Origin of the sequence: Arcobacter pernae, assembly GCF_049472135.1 — a bacterium.
Classification (GTDB): Bacteria; Campylobacterota; Campylobacteria; order Campylobacterales; family Arcobacteraceae; genus Arcobacter_B.
Genome location: NZ_JBMOVV010000007.1, coordinates 1 through 18338, shown reverse-complemented (window position 1 = coordinate 18338; position 18338 = coordinate 1). Strand labels below are relative to the sequence as shown.

At 29.4% G+C, this 18338-nt stretch carries 16 protein-coding genes; 12 read left to right on the top strand and 4 right to left on the bottom strand.

Annotation, left to right across the window (positions count from 1 at the left end; all coding sequences use genetic code 11):
• Positions 1–73 precede the first annotated feature (73 nt).
• From ACH5BF_RS09075 to ACH5BF_RS09050, 6 genes are all read left to right on the top strand, one after another.
• Positions 74–1081 carry an Ig-like domain-containing protein gene (locus ACH5BF_RS09075; RefSeq protein ID WP_423273899.1) on the top strand — a complete coding sequence of 336 codons (1008 nt, stop codon included), beginning with the start codon at positions 74–76 and terminating at the stop codon, positions 1079–1081.
• A 50-nt stretch (positions 1082–1131) separates the two neighbouring features.
• Entirely contained in the window at positions 1132–1890 is a 759-nt protein-coding gene (locus ACH5BF_RS09070; RefSeq protein WP_423273898.1) for a di-heme oxidoredictase family protein, read from the top strand.
• A 115-nt stretch (positions 1891–2005) separates the two neighbouring features.
• Positions 2006–4114 (top strand): DNA helicase RecQ, encoded by a 2109-nt coding sequence (gene recQ / locus ACH5BF_RS09065; protein WP_423273897.1) that lies wholly within the window; start codon positions 2006–2008, stop codon positions 4112–4114.
• Positions 4111–4974: a thymidylate synthase gene (thyA, locus tag ACH5BF_RS09060; RefSeq protein WP_423273895.1), complete on the top strand. Its 864-nt coding sequence runs from the start codon at positions 4111–4113 to the stop codon at positions 4972–4974. The genes recQ and thyA overlap by 4 nt, the downstream gene beginning before the upstream one ends.
• Before the next feature lie 14 nt (positions 4975–4988).
• On the top strand, positions 4989–5495 hold the full coding sequence (locus tag ACH5BF_RS09055) for a dihydrofolate reductase (RefSeq protein ID WP_423273894.1): 507 nt from the start codon (positions 4989–4991) through the stop codon (positions 5493–5495).
• A gap of 96 nt (positions 5496–5591) precedes the next feature.
• Positions 5592–6518, top strand: coding sequence for a D-2-hydroxyacid dehydrogenase (locus tag ACH5BF_RS09050; protein ID WP_423273893.1), 927 nt, complete (start codon positions 5592–5594; stop codon positions 6516–6518).
• Positions 6519–6534: 16 nt separating this feature from the next.
• Here ACH5BF_RS09050 and ACH5BF_RS09045 read toward each other — a convergent pair whose 3' ends face one another.
• From ACH5BF_RS09045 to ACH5BF_RS09030, 4 genes are read right to left on the bottom strand one after another with little or no spacing between them, the layout of a single operon-like run.
• Positions 6535–7929: an ABC transporter ATP-binding protein gene (locus tag ACH5BF_RS09045; RefSeq protein ID WP_423273891.1), complete on the bottom strand. Its 1395-nt coding sequence runs from the start codon at positions 7927–7929 to the stop codon at positions 6535–6537.
• The gene (locus ACH5BF_RS09040) at positions 7922–8713 is read right to left on the bottom strand and encodes an ABC transporter permease (protein WP_423273889.1); all 792 of its coding nucleotides are present in this window, start codon (positions 8711–8713) and stop codon (positions 7922–7924) included. The genes ACH5BF_RS09045 and ACH5BF_RS09040 overlap by 8 nt, the downstream gene beginning before the upstream one ends.
• The gene (locus ACH5BF_RS09035; protein WP_423273887.1) at positions 8703–9650 is read right to left on the bottom strand and encodes an ABC transporter permease; all 948 of its coding nucleotides are present in this window, start codon (positions 9648–9650) and stop codon (positions 8703–8705) included. The genes ACH5BF_RS09040 and ACH5BF_RS09035 overlap by 11 nt, the downstream gene beginning before the upstream one ends.
• Positions 9651–9660: 10 nt before the next feature.
• Positions 9661–11154: an ABC transporter substrate-binding protein gene (locus ACH5BF_RS09030; protein WP_423273886.1), complete on the bottom strand. Its 1494-nt coding sequence runs from the start codon at positions 11152–11154 to the stop codon at positions 9661–9663.
• Between the two features lie 124 nt (positions 11155–11278).
• Between ACH5BF_RS09030 and ACH5BF_RS09025 the strand changes: the two genes are divergently transcribed.
• The 6 genes from ACH5BF_RS09025 to ACH5BF_RS09000 form a co-directional block, all read left to right on the top strand.
• Positions 11279–12067, top strand: a complete 789-nt coding sequence (locus tag ACH5BF_RS09025) for a class I SAM-dependent methyltransferase (protein ID WP_423273885.1) — start codon at positions 11279–11281, stop codon at positions 12065–12067.
• 103 nt (positions 12068–12170) lie between these two features.
• Complete coding sequence (cysC, locus tag ACH5BF_RS09020) at positions 12171–12764, top strand: adenylyl-sulfate kinase (protein ID WP_423273884.1); 594 nt, start codon at positions 12171–12173, stop codon at positions 12762–12764.
• On the top strand, positions 12764–13819 hold the full coding sequence (locus tag ACH5BF_RS09015; RefSeq protein ID WP_423273883.1) for a S8 family peptidase: 1056 nt from the start codon (positions 12764–12766) through the stop codon (positions 13817–13819). The genes cysC and ACH5BF_RS09015 overlap by 1 nt, the downstream gene beginning before the upstream one ends.
• A complete protein-coding gene (locus ACH5BF_RS09010) occupies positions 13806–14981 on the top strand; it encodes a TIGR03032 family protein (RefSeq protein WP_423273882.1) in 1176 nt (391 codons plus the stop codon). Before ACH5BF_RS09015 ends, ACH5BF_RS09010 begins: the two co-directional genes overlap by 14 nt.
• A complete protein-coding gene (locus tag ACH5BF_RS09005; protein ID WP_423273881.1) occupies positions 14978–15664 on the top strand; it encodes a DsbC family protein in 687 nt (228 codons plus the stop codon). Before ACH5BF_RS09010 ends, ACH5BF_RS09005 begins: the two co-directional genes overlap by 4 nt.
• 19 nt (positions 15665–15683) lie before the next feature.
• Positions 15684–18338: beta strand repeat-containing protein (locus ACH5BF_RS09000; protein WP_423273879.1), on the top strand; the 2655-nt coding region annotated here is incomplete at its 3' end.

Genomic DNA, 18338 nt, shown 5'->3' with positions numbered 1-18338 from the left:
ACAATTATCAATATTAAGAAATATTTAATTTTATATTCATTAAAATTCCATTTATTATAAGCAAAGGAAATAAATGAGAATAAGATTAAAAGAATTATTAATATTATCTATATCAATTATTTTATTTATTGGTTGTGGAAACAGTAGCTCTCAGGCTACTGATGGCACTTCTAAAAATGGAGTATTTATAGATGATGTGGTTTCAGGAATAAAATATGTTAATGGCCAAAACACTGGTTATACAAATGAAAATGGTGAATTCCCATACACTGATGGTACAGTTGAATTCTATCTAGGAAATATAAAAATTGGTGAAATAACTTCATTAAATAGTGATGGAAAAGTATTTATCCAAGATTTAGTGGGATTAGATAGAACTAACGTTGATGATGAAAAAGTTTTAAAAATTGCAACACTATTACAATCTTTAGATTCTGATAATACAACAAATAAAATTGAAATTAATAGAGCTGATTTTGAAAAATTCAATGAACAATCAAATAAAAACGTTGATGAGATTGATGTTGATACTTTATTAAGTGAAAAGGGCTTTTCAAAAGTATCACAAGCAGATGTAAAAAGACACTTAAGCAATGTATTAAAGCATCATAAGGTAGTGGAAGATGATACAATCTTAGAAATAAAAAATACATCAATAAAAGATGGAGATTATGAAGTTGAGTATGACTCATCTTTTGACATTGAGTTTACAAAAGATATAAAAAAAGATGACATAAAAAAAGATATTTTTATATTAACAGATTTTAAAGGAAATATTTTAGAATATGATTTAGAGTATGATTATGATACAGTTGAGATAATTCCAACACAAAACTTAACAGAATCAGAGCAGTATATTATCACTATAAAAGTATCAAAAATAGAAAATTATGATAGTAATAACAATGATGATATAACTATCTCTTTTAGTGCTAAATCTGTAAAACCGACATTGCAGACAAATATGGATCAATCAAATGATATTAGTATTTCAACTACAAACTGGACATTTTCAGGTATGGCTAGAGATGATAATGGTATTTCAAGTATAAATCTAACATTAAATGGTCTTTTGATTTAAGTAGTGACGGATTTAATATAGGAGGAAGAATATCTCCTCATTTATTAGGAATGGGACTTTTAGATTTAATTTCTGAAGAGACAATTTTAGAGTATGAAGATATAAATGATTCAAATGGTGATGGAGTTTCAGGAAGAGCTCATTGGGTTTTTGAAGAGGGTGAACAAAAAATTGGAAGATTTGGTTGGAAAGCAATAAATTCAAGTTTAAGAACTCAAAATGCAGGAGCATTGCATCAAGATATGGGACTTACAAGTTCAGTTAATCCTATAGAGAATTGTACAAGTAATCAAACAATTTGTTCTGAAGAACAAAATGGTGGAACTCCAGAAGTTACAGAAACTTCACTTCAAGCTATAGTTGATTTTATGAGTGCATTAGGAGTACCTAATAGAAGAATTTCTAATCAAGAAAAATTTGATAATGGTGAAATGATTTTTGAAACTATAGGTTGTGCTTCTTGCCATAGACCTTCAATGACAACAGGAATAAGTAGCAAATTTGCAAGTTTAAGTAATCAAAAAATCTATCCATATACAGATTTACTTTTACATGATATGGGTGAGAGCTTAGCTGATGGCGTAAAAGAAAAAAATGCAACAGGTTCAGAATGGAGAACACCACCTTTATGGGGAATAGGAATTGTTGAACAAAAAGAGGGTGCAAAATTTCTACATGATGGTAGAGCAAGTTCAATAAAAGAAGCAATTGAATTGCATGATGGAGAAGCAAAAAGTGCAAGAGATAAATTTATGCAACTTGAGTTAAATAAAGTAGAAGAATTGATGACGTTTTTAAAATCAATTTAGATTTGATTAAATACTAAAAAAGTCTATTTTTGTGTAGATTTTTATTTTTTGATAAGTAAAAAATAAAAGTTATTGAATAGATATGAATTAAAATAAACTATGATACTATGCCATCATGAATAAAAAATATGAAGTATTAAAAGATATATTCGGACATGAGAAATTTAGGTCATTTCAAGAAGATGTAGTTGATACAATATTAAATAAGCAAGATGTATTAACTATTCTTCCCACAGGTGGTGGAAAATCACTTTGTTATCAACTTCCAACTTTACTTATGTCTGGTGTTACAGTTGTAATCTCTCCACTTATTGCACTTATGCAAGACCAAGTTAAAGTACTAAATGATTTAAATATTAGTGCTGAGATGATTAGTTCCCTTCAAAGTAGTGATGAAAACAGTTTTACTTTACAAAAGCTTTTGCAAGGTGAGCTAAAGTTTTTATATGTAGCTCCTGAGAGATTTACTTCAAATGAGTTTGTAGGTGTTCTTCAAAGAGTAAATATAAACTATTTTGTAATAGATGAGGCTCACTGTGTTTCTGCTTGGGGACATGAGTTTCGAGCTGAGTATAGAAATCTTGATAGATTAAAACAGTTTTTCCCAAATACTTCTATATGTGCATTTACAGCAACTGCTACAAAAAAAGTAGAAGCTGATATAGCAAATAGTTTAAGACTAAATAATCCAAAACACTTTAGAGCAAAAACAAAAAGAGATAATCTTGATATAAAAGTAGAACCAAGAGTTTCAAATGGGAAAAGACAAATACTAAACTTTCTAAAAACTCATAGGGGAATGTGTGGAATAATCTATACTTTTACAAGAAAAGAGGCTGAAAGTATTGCTAAGTTTTTATGTGATGAAAACTACAAAGCAGCAGCTTATCATGCAGGTCTTAGTGTAGATGTGAAAAATAGAGTTTTTGAAGATTTTGTATATGAAAGAGTTGATATAGTTGTTGCTACTATTGCATTTGGTATGGGAATTGATAAATCAAATATTAGATTTGTATTACATACTTCTATGCCTAAAACTTTGGAAAACTACTATCAAGAAATAGGGCGTGCAGGAAGAGATGGTGAAATGTCTTATGTTTATTTACTTTATTCAAAAGCTGATGAGGTAAAAAGAAAAATACAAATAGAAGAAGCAATTGATGATGGCTATAAATCTACATCTTTAGAAAAGCTTGAGTTTATGTATAGGTATTGTGTCTCAAATAACTGTAGGCATAAAATCATAGCTTCATATTTTGAAGATGAAATACCTAATTGTGAAACCTTATGTGATAACTGTACAAAAGGAGAGGTTGAGCAAGTAGATGTAAGTGTAGATGCTCAAAAACTTCTTTCAGCTATTTTTAGATGTGAACAAAGATTTGGAATAAATCACATAGTTGATGTTTTAAGAGGTTCAAAAAATCAAAAGCTTTTAGAGTTTGGTCATGATAAGTTAAGTGTTTATAATATAGGAGCTCAAAAAAGTAAAAATGAGTGGATAGCAATTTGTGATAAGCTTATAGACATACAAGCCTTAGAATTAGGCGAGTTTAGAGCTTTGAAAATCACTGATTTAGGAATGAAAATACTAAAAGGAAAAGAGAAACTTTTCATAGATAGTGATAAACTTGGACTTTTAGTAAAACAAGAAGAGGAAGAGTTAGAATTAAGCTTTGATGATAAGGTTTTTGAGGAGTTTAAAACTCTGCGAAGAGAAATAGCAAATGAAAATGAAGTTCCTGCATATGTGATTTTTGGAGATAAAACCCTAAAAGAATTAAGTCAAAAACTTCCTATTACAAAAGAAGAGTTTCTTGAAATAAATGGAGTTGGAAAAGTAAGATTTGAAAAGTATGGAAATGCTTTTTTACAAGCTTGTCAAAAAATAAAAGAAGAGAATAAGGAAGAGCTTGAAAATAAAGCTCCTTCAAAGAAGTTAACAAAGACTTATTTGGAAACTTTAGAGTTAATTGAAAATGAAAAAACTCTAGAAGAAATAGCACAAATTCGAGATTTAGGGATTAGTTCGATATTAAGCCATATATCACTATTATACGAACATAAAAAGCTTTCAAAAAACAAAAAACAAGAGTTATTAGAGCCTATTAAAATTCCAACTGAAATAACACAATGGATAGAACAAGGCTTAGAGTATGAAAGTTTAAAAGAACTAAGACAATACTTATATTTGTATGAGTATTTTAAGAAGGAAAATAATTGAAACAATATTTAGACTTATTACAACATATTTTAGACAATGGAGTAACAAAAGAGGATAGAACAGGTACGGGAACTACTTCTGTATTTGGTTATCAAATGAGATTTGATTTAAGTGAAGGTTTTCCTTTAGTAACTACTAAAAAAACTCATTTAAAAGCTATTATTTCTGAGCTTTTATGGTTTATTGAGGGTAGTACGGATGAAAGAAGACTTGCTGAGATTCACTTTGGGGATAAAAGAGAAAATCTTATTGGTAAAAAAACTGTATGGACAGCAAATGCAGATGCTCAAGGAAAAGATTTAGGTTATGAAAACTCTGATACAGTAAAAGAGCTAGGACCTGTATATGGTTCTCAGTGGAGATCATGGATGGGTGCTGATGGAAAAGCACATGACCAACTTGCAACTGTAATAAATCAAATCAAGAACAATCCAGATAGTAGAAGAATCATCTTAAATGCTTGGAACGTGGCAGAGATTGATAATATGGCACTACCTCCATGTCATACTTTCTTCCAGTTTTATGTAGCAAATGGAAAACTATCTTGTCAGTTATACCAAAGAAGTGCAGATGTGTTTTTAGGAGTTCCTTTTAATATTGCTTCTTATGCACTACTTACTATGATGATAGCACAAGTATGTGAGCTTGAAGTAGGAGATTTTGTACATACATTTGGTGATGCGCATATTTACTCAAATCATATGGAGCAAGTAAATCTACAACTTTCAAGAACACCACATAAGAAACCAACTATGAAAATAAATCTAGATATTAAAGATATAAATGACTTTAAAATGGAAGATTTTGAATTAGTTGATTATGTATGTGATGAACCAATCAAAGCTGTGATGGCTGTGTAAATTAAAGGAATAATATGAAAATCTCAATGATTGTAGCTTATGGTAAAAACTGGGAAATTGGTCTTGATAATCAGATGTTATGGCATATAAGTGAAGACTTTAAAAACTTTAAAGCTATCACATCAGGTCATCATATCTTAATGGGAAGAAAAACTTTTGAAAGTATTGGAAGACCACTTCCAAATAGAACTTCACTTGTTTTATCAAGAGGAGATTTTTCCCATGAAGGTGTAGAGACTTTTAGTAATGCACAAGAAGCTTTTGATTTTGCAAGAGCAAATGGGGAAGAGGAACTATTTGTAATTGGTGGAGCAAATATTTACGAAACTTTATTTGACTATGTTGATAAGATGTATTTATCAGAGGTTGATTATGAAGGTAAAGCAGATGCTTATCTTAAAGAAATAGACTTTTCAACTTGGGATTTACAAGAACAAAGAGAGTATGAAGCTATAAAAGATGAAGAAGGAAATATAACTTCTCCTGCTTGGAACTTCAAGGTTTGGGTAAAAAAAGACTAGTCTAAAGCTTGGCATTGTGTCAAGCTTTTTTTATATAAACTTACTTGACTAAATAGTCAAAAGAAGATAAGATTAAAAAAATAGCAAAGGAAAAAAATGAAAATAGCAATATTAGATAGAGCAACACTTGGAAATGATGTGGATGTATCTATTTTTGAACAGTTTGGTGAACTAATAGTTTATGATATGACGAGTGAAGAACAAACACAGGATAGAGTAAAAGATGTTGATATTGTTCTTACTAATAAAGTAGTTATAAATAGCTCTCATATGGATAACTCAACTATGAAACTTATTTGTATAACTGCAACTGGTATGAATAATGTAGACTTACAATATGCAAATCAAAAAGATATAGCTGTTAAAAATGTAGCAGGATATTCAAGCTCATCTGTTGCACAAGTTGCTTTTTCTATGATTTTTCATTTTGTTACAAAACTTGATTATTATAAGTCATATGTAGATAATGGCAACTGGCAAAAATCACCAATCTTTACTCATATAGATAAACCTTTTTATGAACTTGATAATAAAAGAGTAGGTGTTATAGGTCTTGGGGATATTGGAAGAAACTTTGCTAGAAAAGCAAAGGCTTTTGATTGTGAAGTGGTTTATTATTCTACTTCTGGGAAAAACTCAAATAGTGAGTATAAAAGAGTTGAGTTAGATGAGCTTTTAAGTACAAGTGATATTATCTCTATTCATTGTCCTTTAAATGAAAACACGCAAGATTTATTAAACTATGAAAATATGTCAAAGATGAAAGATAAAGCTATATTATTAAACCTTGGAAGAGGTGGCATCATAAATGAAGAAGATTTAGCAAAAATCTTAGATGAAAAAGAGATTTATGCGGGAATAGATGTAGTTTCAAAAGAGCCAATACTTGAAGATAATCCACTTTTAAAAGTACAAAATAAACAAAGACTGTTACTTACTCCTCATATTGGTTGGGCAAGTATTGAAGCTAGAACAAGACTTCTTGAAATGGTAGCTGATAATATAAGAGAGTTTTTAAAATAAAGAAGATAAATCTTCTTTATTTAAACTTTTCTATATCTATGATTTTATTGGATAGTGATTTAGCTATTTGAATATCATGTGTTACAAGTAAAACACATAAAGAGTCTTTTTGTACAACTTTCTTTAATAAAAAAAGAACTTCTTTTTGAGAAATAGGGTCTAGTCTTGAGCTAATCTCATCAGCAAATATAAAAATAGGATTTAGTAATAAAACTCTAATAATAGATAATCTTTGAAGTTCTCCTCCTGAAATTTCATCTGGCTTTCTTTGTAATAAATCTTCTGATAAATTAAAATCTTTTAAATATCCATTTAGTTTATTTTCATTTATATTATAAAGTTTTAATAGGTCATCAAAGCCATCTTTTAAAATCTGTTCAGGTAGAAAAGCACTTGGAGGGTCTTGATAAATTTTTTGAAACTGTGCTTTTGTATATTGGCTGTTCTTTATAACTTCTCCTGATGATGGCTCTAGGTTTTCAAGTATTATATTTCCAAGGGAACTTTTACCACTTCCACTTTTCCCTATAATTGAGACAATTTCACCTTTTTTAACATCAAAAGAGATATTTTTAAAAAGATGATTGTTTTTGAAACTTTTAGATAAATTATCAATCTTTACTATAACTTCATCTTTTGGAATAGATTTGTTTATTTGCCAAAATTTTGCTTCTGAGTTAATAAGTTCTTTGGTGTACTTCTTTTGTGGATTTTGGAATATCTCTTTTGTTGTATTACATTCGATTAGTTTTCCATCAAGCATAATACCAAGTGTACCTTCTATACTTTTTGCTATATCTAAATCATGGGTAATTATAAATAGAAGTTTATTCTCTTTTATATGAGTTTGAAGTTTTTCACAAACTTGGTCACAAAGTTCTCTATCTAAACCTTTAGTTGGTTCATCTACTAAAATCACTTTAGCTTCTTGACAATGAGTTATAGCAATAGTTAATCTTTGACACATTCCACCAGAAAGTTCAAAAGGGTAGGCATTTTCAAAGGTTTCAAGGTTTACATCTTTTAGCTCTTTTTGTACACGGCTTTTACTATGTTTATCTTTATATACGAACTGTCTTACTTCTTTTATTTGTTCTTTTATTTTCATGGTTGGGTCTAAAGCTCGCCAAGGTTCTTGTGGTAATAAAGCGATTTCTTTTCCCCAAAGTTTTTGTCTTTGTTTTTTACTTAGTTTTAGCAAGTCTATATCGTCTAGTAGAATCTCACCTTTAACTTTTAACTCTTTTGGTAAGACACCCATTAACGCATCAATAATTAAAGATTTTCCTGAACCTGATTCTCCTAATAGTACCAAGGGTTTATTTACACTTATTTCTAGGTTTATATTTTCAACTAATGTTTTTTCTTTTGAATAAATGTATAAGTTTTTAATTCTAATATTTTTAGACATTTTCACTCCTTTCTGACATTAGTTGTAAGCTTAAAACTATTAGAAAGATTACTAATGATGGAAGTAGTACTAAAAAAGGCTCTTCTTCATAATATGGCAAAACTTCAACAATCATACTTCCAAGTTCTGCAGTAGGAGGTCTTAATCCAACGCTAATTGCACTTAATGATGAAATTGCAATTATTGCAGTACTCATTGAAAATGTGCTTATTGTAAAAACTAAAGGAAGAAGCTTAGGTAAAATTAGTTTCTTTAGAATATAAAAGAAATTAAATCCTAGTGACTTTGTTGCTTCAACATAAGGTTCAACTAAAAGAGATTTTGTTTTAGCTCTACTTACTTTAAAAAACTCTATCCAAAGAGTAAGTGCAAGTCCTAAATACAAAAATAAAAAGTTTCCAGGAGAAAAAGCTAAAAAGATTAATACTAAAAGTAATCCTGGTAATGCTAATAGCACATCACATAAGAAGTTTAATATTTTATCTATAATTCCACCTTTATATGCTGCAAGAATTCCTAATATTAATCCTGGAATAAGGGCTGTTATAGTTGTAATGAAAGCTAAAAAAAATGATAGTTGTGTAGCTTGTGCTATTCTGATTAATACATCTCTTCCATATTGGTCTGTTCCTAAGGGATGATTTAAACTAGGGTTTGCAAAAGTATTCATTAAGTCTTGTTGGTCACTTTCATAGTAAAAAATCATTTGTGATAAGATTGAGAAAAAAGCTAAAACTATTAAAATAAAAGCTCCTAAATAAAAACTTTTTTTGCTATTTTGCATGATTTCTCTCCTTTAATCTAGGGTCTAAAATATAAGATAAAATATCTACTAATAGATTGATTAGAACAAAAAGTAAGCCCATAATAAATATTGTTCCTTGAATCATTGGAATATCTCTTGCTACTATTGCATGAACTAGTGCATGCCCAATTCCTGGAAAAGCAAAAATAGTTTCAACTACGACTACTCCTTCAATTAAATAGACTGATTGTAAGGCTAAAAAAGATAGTAGAGGTATTAAAGCATTTTTTATTCCATGTCTTTTTATAGTTCTATTTTTTGATAAACCTTTATATCTCGCATATTTGAAATAAGATGAGTTTTGAACTTCATTCATTGAGTTGTTGATTAATCTGTTTGATACAGCTGCTAAACCTAATGCTAATGTAAGTGAAGGAAGTATAAAGTTTTTCCAACTATCAAAACCTGCAGGTGGGAGAAGGTTAAACCAAATACTAAAAACAAGTATAAGTAATAAACCCAAAACAAAAGGTGGAATAGCTTTAATAATTATAGATATATACATAAAAACTGTATTTATGAATCTTAATTTTGTAGTTGCTGTATAAATACCTAAAGGTATAGCAATAATAAGTGAAACTATAAATGTACTAAGTGTCAGTAAAAGTGAATAACCTAATTGTACTTTTAACTCATTTATAACACTCTGCCCACTTACTAATGAATATCCTAAATCAAGTTTTAAGAAGTTGTAAATAGATAAAAAGAATTGTTCATATAAAGGTCTATTTAATCCAAGTTCATCTCTTACACTTTGAGCTATTTCTGCTGTAATACCGTCTGGTCCATATCTTCCTGCTGCAATTCTCATAGCCATATCTCCTGGTAGTAAGTGCATCATTAAAAATCCAATACTACTTGAGATTAGGGCTATTATTACAACTTGGAAGACTCTTTTTAAAAAGATATTTCCCAAGTTTATTCCTTTATTTAAATGTAATGTCTGTTAAGTTATAAGAGATTTCGAAAGAATCAACTTTTAAGTTTTTGATTTTTTTATTTGAAACAACTGTTAAACTCGACCATGTAACAGGAATAGCAGGTAGTTGCTCATTTAAAATTTTACTTACATTCTTTTGTAATGCAAGATTCTCATTTTCATATAGAGAGTGAAGATTTTTAAACATTTCTTTATTTTCCCAATTCATTGCACCCCAATCATTACCACCTTCACCATAGGCTTGTAAGATTACACCTAATGGATTTGGAATTAGAGTAAAGTTTTTTGAAATAAGTGCTAGTTGTAAAGAATTGTCTTTATGTCTTCTCACAACCTCTGAAGCATTTGTAACTGATACTTTTAAATCAATACCTACTTGTTTTAATTGATTTTGAATAGCAGTAGCAATAATAGGAAGTTCCGGCCAGTTTGGATATGTGATAAGTTCTAATTGTAGTTTTTTGGAATCTTTATATACAAAACCATCTTTACCTTCTATCCAATTGCTTTTTTCAAGAAGTTCTTTTGCTTTTTTTATATTAAAGTTTAGTGGTTCAATATCTTTATTATGCCAAGAAATAAGTTCTTTTGGAAACATTTGAGTAGCTGCTAGTGATTCATCTTGTAAGATAGCTTTAGAGATAGCTTTTCTGTTTATAGCATAACTTATAGCTTTTCTTACATTTAAGTCTTTAAGTATTTCATCTCCTGCATTTACCTTTAGCTTTCTAGTTCTAAAGATTTTTACTGTTTGAATATTTAAATCTTCTCTTTTTTTAAGAGATTTAAGTGAAATTGGAAGAATTGAAAAAGCAATATCTGCATTTCCTGATTTTATCATTAAAGCTCTTGTTTCATTTTTTCCAACAGCTGTGTATGTGATTTTACTAACTTCGTTTGAGTTTCCCCACCATTTTTCAAACTTTTTTGCATTTATAGCTAAAGGTGCTGTTATATTTGTAATCTCAAAAGCACCTGTCCCTATAAATTTAGTAACTTTTTTTTCATCATCAAATGAGTTTTTACTCAATATAAGTGTGCTGTAGTGAACAAAATATGCAGGAAGTATATTAACCTTTGAGCTTAATTTTATTTTTAATTCATATTTTTTAGAAGCTTCAATTTTTTGTATTGGAAGGTATCTTAGAATACTTTTTTTTAGAATAGAGTCTCTATTTAGATTGAAAGCCACAATGTTTGCATCTAAATCTGTGTTGTCATGAAACTTCACATTTTCTCTGATTTTAAATGTCCAAGTTAAGCCATCTTTTGAATTTTTCCAGCTAGTAGCTAAGGCGGGTTTTAATTGACCTTTTTCATCTATAGTGATTAAATTTTCACCTATTTGTAGTCTTGCAAATAAGTAACCCGCTTTATTTGGTTCAAGTCCTTTTATTTCAAGTGGTCCGATTATTTTAAGACTATTTGCATTTAATATAGTATAAATTGCTAATAATGCAATAATAAATATTTTTTTCATGTAATTCCTTTAAGATAATAATAATTGGAATCATATTTAAAAGTTTATTAATTGCAACTTAGTTGCATAATAATATATTTTCTCTTAATTTATTATTTGATATTCTCTTTTTCAAAGGAAAAATATGAAATATGAAGATATAAATTTTAATGAAATGTATATAAAACAAAAAGAGCTTACGTCTTTTAAAGCAAAGGGAAAAGAAGCGTGGGATGAAAAAGCACCTTCTATGAATAAAAGAGTTCATAAGTCTATTTATAATGAACAGTTTTTAGAAAAACTTGATTTAGAAGGAATAAATAGCTTACTTGATGTAGGATGTGGAGTTGGAAACTTATCTTTAAAGCTTTCATCAAAGCTTGATGAGGTTTACTGTTTGGATTATTCACCAAAAATGCTTGAAATCTTAAGTCAAAATGCAAAAGAACAAAATATATCAAACATAAAAACTATAAATAAATCATGGTATGACTCTTGGGATGATGTACCAAATGCAGATTTAGTAATAGCCTCAAGATCAATGGAAGTAAAAGATATGAAAGAGGCTTTAACAAAACTAAATAATAAAGCAAATAAAAAAGTAATAATTTCATATAAAAAAGGTGGCTCATTTGTATCAGATGAAATACTAGATGCAATGCAAAGAAAAATAATAAAAAAACCAGATTATATTTATGTACTAAATATCTTATATCAAATGGGAATAAATGCCTCAGTAAATTTCATACAAAGTGAAGGAAGAAGTAGTATTTATACTTCAAAAGAGAAGTTTATAGAATCAGTTTCATGGAGTATAGATGGACTAAGTGAAGATGAAATAAAAAGACTTGAAAACTATTATGATACTTTAGATTTAGAAAAAAAACAAAAAGATGAGTTTGTACAGTGGGCTTTGATTTCTTGGGAGAAATAAGTTTTATATAAAAAATATTAATTCTTTATAATGCTCTTATCTATTAATAGTAAAAACATGGTATTATTATCTAATAATAAAAGTAGGGGATTATTAGATAAATATGTTAGATATTAAACCATCAAAAAATCTTTATATTCATAAAACATGTATAAAAAAAATAGATAGAGAAGAAAATCTAAAACAAAAACCTTTGATTATATGGTTCACAGGTCTTAGTGCAAGTGGAAAGTCAACTTTGGCAAATGCACTTGAAGTAAAACTTTTTAAAAAAGGTTTTAAAACATATTTACTTGATGGAGATAACTTAAGACATACTCTAAATAGTGATTTAGGATTTAGTGATAGTGACAGAATCGAAAATATAAGAAGAGTTTCACATTTATCTCAAATATTAGTTGATTCAGGTCTTATTGTAATAACTGCATTTATTAGTCCTTTTGAAAAAGAAAGAGAATTTGCACGAAGCTTAGTAAAAGAGGATGAATTCATCGAAGTTTTTGTTGATACTCCTTTAGAAGTATGTGAAAAAAGAGATCCTAAAGGCTTATATAAAAAAGCAAGAGCAGGTGAAGTTAAAAACTTTACAGGTGTTGACTCTAATTATGAAGTACCTAAAAAACCAGAAATTATACTAAGAAACTTGTCAATTGAAGATTCAGTTAACAAAATATTAGAATATCTAAAGAATAATTGATGTTTAAAATTATTTTTATTCTATGTACTATTTTTAGTATAACATATGCTACTACTTGTATTAACAACTTTAATAATAAAGTATGTAAAAACTTTAAAGTATTACCAAGTGTGATTATAAAAACAACACTTAATAAAAAACAGCTATTAGAAAAACTAGACAAACCTTTGAAACAAATAGCTTTTTTAGAAGACTCTAATCTTTTTTTAGTTGAAGTTAAAGATTCATTAACTTATGCAAAAGAGCTAGAAAAAAAAGATTTTATAATTTATGCTCAGCCTAATATTTTACAACAAAAAGTAAAAAATAGTTTTAAAGCAACTAATATTGTATCAGATTTCAATCTAAAAAAGTTATGGAAAAATACTAAAGGAGAAGGTGTAAATATAGCTATTATTGATGATGGCTTTGATTTAGTGCATGAGGATTTAAAAGGTGTAAATGTACTATTTTCTTATGATAGTGATAATAAAAACTTGAACTCTTCTCCAAAATTAAAGATAGATAACCATGGCACACAAGTAGCAGGTATAATATTTGCTCAGCATAATAGTGTAGGTGTCAATGGAATTGCACCAGAAGCAAATCTTATAGCTATAAGACAAACTACAAATACTACATCTGATACTATTATATCTTTTACCGTTTCCAAAAAAGCTGGTGCAGATATTATAAATTGTTCTTGGAATTCACCAGTTCTTTTAGAACCAATATATGATGTAATAAAAAGCATATCAAAAGATACAGCTGTTGTTTTTGCTGCTGGTAATGATTCAAGAAAAATAGAGTCTTTCTCTACAGAAGCTTCAATCCCTGAAGTTATAACTATAGGAACAAATAAAAAATATAGTAATTATGGAGATGTTGTAGATACTATCCTTCCAACAAATATAAAAACAACAAAAATTAATAATAACTATGGAAACTTTGGAGGTACAAGTGCTAGTGCACCACTTTTTTCTGGCTTATTGGCACTTAAAATATCTCAAAATCCAAATGAAAAAATAGAAACTTTAATAATAAATTTAAAAAAGGAGTTAAATGGTAGATACTAATATAGAAAATGAAGAGGATAAATTTGATTTTTCTAGCACATATAGTGATAACTTTCCAAAGATTTTAAAAGCTTTGAATATATCACTTGCAGTTACAAGCTATCAAAGTGAGAGATTGATTCTTGTAAGAAGTGATGAAGAAGGGAATCTTGATACAAATCTAAAAGCTTTCCCAAGACCTATGGGCGTTTATGTAGATGAAGATAGGATAACTTTAGGAACTTTAACATCTGTAGTTGAGTTTAGAAGAAGTGATGAAGTACTTGAAAGTATAAAAAAAGGTTCTTTAGATAATACTGGAAACTTTACAAAAAAAGTTTTGGAAAAAGATAAAGAAGAGATGCAAAGACTTAAAGATGAAAGAGAAAAAGAGCTTTCTGAGATAAAAAAAGCTGACTCACTATATCTTCATAGAGCAAGTCTTACTACAGGAATGATAAATATCCATGATATAGCATGGGGAGATGAAGGTCTTTGGGTAGTGAACTCTACTTTTTCATGTTTAAGTACATTAAGTCCTGATAGCTCTTTTGTAGCAAGATGGAAGCCTCCTTTTATTAGTGAGTTAGTACCTGAGGATAGATGTCATCTAAATGGGATGGCAATGCTTGATGGTAAACCAAAGTATGTAACTACTTTTAATAAAGAAGATACAAGAGACTCATGGAATGAAACAAAAATCTATGATGGAACACTTATAGATGTAGATACAAATGAGATTTTAATAGATGGTATGATTATGCCTCATTCACCAAAAGTGTATAATGGAGAAGTTTATGTATGTGATTCAGGGTATGGAACAGTATTTAAATACAATCCAATAACCAAAGAAAGAACACAAATCGTAAAACTTCAAGGTTTTACAAGAGGTTTATACTTTTATGGTGGGATTATGTTTGTAGGAACTTCTCAAGTAAGAGTAAGTGATATGAAAAACCCTATGCCAATATCTAAAGAGTATAATGAAACTTATGCAGGAGTTTGGATGATAAACTTAGAAGATAATAGCGTGATTGGATATATCAAGTTTGATGGAGATGTTGACCAGATTTATGATGTAGCAATTATTCCAGATAGTATAAATCCTGAGATTATAAGTGAGGATAGTTCTCTTACAAGACATATATTTGATTTTAAAAATTTAACAAAGGAAAAACTATGAAGTATATATTGATTTTATGTTTGTTTTTATCCTCAATATGGGCTAAAAATAAAGATGTAGAGTTTTTTAATAATCTACAAATTGTAAAACAAAATGGAATAGAAGTAAATGAGTTTAGAGAGTATGATTCTATTTATTTATTAAAAGGTACAAGAAATACACCTAAAGGTACTAAGGCATTGATGTTTTATATGACTAAGGATTTAAAATATACTTTTTTTGGTAGAGCAATAGAAAATAGTGTAAATGAACCTTTATATATAAAAAGAGATATGAGTAAATATAAAAAGTTTGCTAACTTTGCTTATGGAAATGGAAAAGAAGAGTATTATCTTTTTACTGATCCTGAGTGTCCATATTGTAAAAAGTTTGAAAAAGAGTTATCAAATCTAGATATAAAAGATAAAGTAAAGATATACTACTTTTTATATCCACTTGCTTTTCATAAAGAAGCAGTTGCTATGTCTAATTATATACTATCAAAAGATAATAGATATGAGGCTTTAAAAGATGTACTTATAAATAACTCAAAAGAGTATAAATCTTTTTCAAATAAAAAAAGTGAGGAGTTAGAAAAAAATATCAGTTTAACTCTAGAGTTGGCTGTAAGAGGAACACCAAGTTTATATGATAAAAACGGGAAAAGATTAAATTATCAAGAGTTTTTAAATAAATTAAAATAAAGTAGTAGAGAGGTAAGAAATGACAAAAAAAGATTTGGCAAAGGCTATATTGCCTTTTGTTTTTTTAGGTTCACCTGCAATAGCAAGTAATCTAAAAAATAGTTCAAGTAGTAGAAAGAAGTTTAAAGCTGCTGCTGTTGAGTCAAAAAAACTTGTTGAAAAAAGTAGTTTTAATGACCCCTTTAACAGTTTTAGTAAAATAAATCAAAATAAAAAAAATAGTAAAGAACAAAATGATGATGTTCTTAGTTTTTTGAAAAACAATGACTTAATAAAACCAACTAATGAAAATAAAAGTATGTTTTCAGGTGATATCTCTGAACGTAAAAAATTTGCTTATATTTGTAGTACTTTTTTTAACACTTGTATGAGTGGTCCTAATTCTGGTGCCGCATGTGGTAATAATTCTGATTGTGATTCAACAACAACATATACTATCACATTTGATGGTAATGGTTCTGATTCTGGTTCGACATCTAGTGTTACAAGTGGTTCTGTTACAAGTGGTAATAGTACAAGTGTTATTTTGACATCTAATGGTTTTTCAAGAACAGGATATACTTTTTCTGGTTGGAATACTAATTCTGATGGAAGTGGAACTACCTATTCTGATGGACAAAATATTTCTATTTCATCTAGTACTACTTTATACGCACAATGGAGTGCGGCAGATTCAACAGCCCCAACAATTTCATCAGTTTCTATTCCAGATACAGCAATGAAAGTAGGAGATGTAGTAACAGTAACAATCACAGTCTCAAGTGATAGTGATGATTATACTACTGGAAGTGGTGCTATTAGTGGTACTATTGGTGGCTTTACCCTTGGAAGTTTAAGTAAGACAAATGACACTACATATACAGCAACTTTTACAGTAACAAATGGTGGTACAGATGCAGCTGCTGGAAGTGATATACCAGTAAACTTTACATTAACAGATAGTTCAGGAAATACAAGTGCTGCATTTACAACAGCTATATCTCAAGCAAGTGATAGTATAGATGCAAATAATCCAGTAATTACAAATGTAACTATTCCAAATTCACCTATGAAAATAGGTAATGCAGTGACTGTAAGTATAACAGCAGGTGAAGCAGGATTAACTTTAAATAGTGGAAGTGTAAATGGCGTAGCTGTAACTGGTTTTACAGATGATGGAGGAGGAAATTATAGTGCAACATATACTGTAACTTCATCAGATACAAATAGAGCTGCTGGAGATAGTATCCCTGTATCTTTTATTTTATCAGATTCTGCAGGAAATAATAGTGCTACTTATAATACATCTATAACTCAAAATGCTGATAGTATAGATGCAACTGCTCCTATAGTAACGGATGGAAATATTTCAATAAGTGGAGCAACTGGAACAAGTGGTGCATATAAAGTTGGAGATACAGTAACTGCAACATGGAATAACACAGCAGGTGGAGATAATAATAGTGATATTTCTTCTGTAACAGTTGATTTCTCAGCATTTGGTGGAGGAAGTGCAGTATCAGCTTCTAATTCAAGTGGAACATGGACAGCGACATATACTATAGTGTCAGGCTCTATTGATACTACAAATGTAAATATATCAGTAAAAGCTACTGATAGTGCAGGGAATACTACAACAACAGCTGATACATCAAATGCAACAGTTGATAGTGAATTAGCAACTGTAAGTGATGCTAATATTTCAATAAGTGGAGCAAGTGGTACAGCTGGAACATATATTGTAGGTGATACTGTTACAGCAACTTGGAATAACACTGCAGGTGGAGATAATAATAGTGATACAGTATCTTCAGTAACTGTTGATTTCTCAGCATTTGGTGGAGGAAGCTCTGTAGCAGCTTCAAATTCAAGTGGAACATGGACAGCAACATATACAATAGTGTCAGGTTCAACAGTTGCTAGTAATTTAAATATAGCAGTAGTAGCTACAGATAATGCAGGAAATACTACAACAACAGCAGATACAACAAATGCTAGTTTAAATAATCAAGTACCAACAGTAAGTGATGCTAATATTTCAATAAGTGGGGCAACTGGAACAAGTGGTGCTTATAAAGTTGGAGATACAGTAACTGCAGTATGGGATAATACAGCAGGAGGGGATAATAATAGTGATATTTCTTCTGTAACAGTTGATTTCTCAGCATTTGGTGGAGGAAGTGCAGTATCAGCTTCTAATTCAAGTGGAACATGGACGGCGACATATACTATAGTGTCAGGTTCTATAGATACTACAAATGTAAATATATCAGTAAAAGCTACTAATAGTGCAGGAAATACTACAACAACAGCAGATACATCAAATGCTACAGTAGATAGTGAATTAGCAACTGTAAGTGATGCTAATATTTCAATAAGTGGAGCAAGTGGTACAGCTGGAACATATATTGTAGGTGATACTGTTACAGCAACTTGGAATAACACTGCAGGTGGAGATAATAATAGTGATACAGTATCTTCAGTAACTGTTGATTTCTCAGCATTTGGTGGAGGAAGCTCTGTAGCAGCTTCAAATTCAAGTGGAACATGGACAGCAACATATACAATAGTGTCAGGTTCAACAGTTGCTAGTAATTTAAATATAGCAGTAGTAGCTACAGATAATGCAGGAAATACTACAACAACAGCAGATACAACAAATGCTAGTTTAAATAATCAAGTACCAACAGTAAGT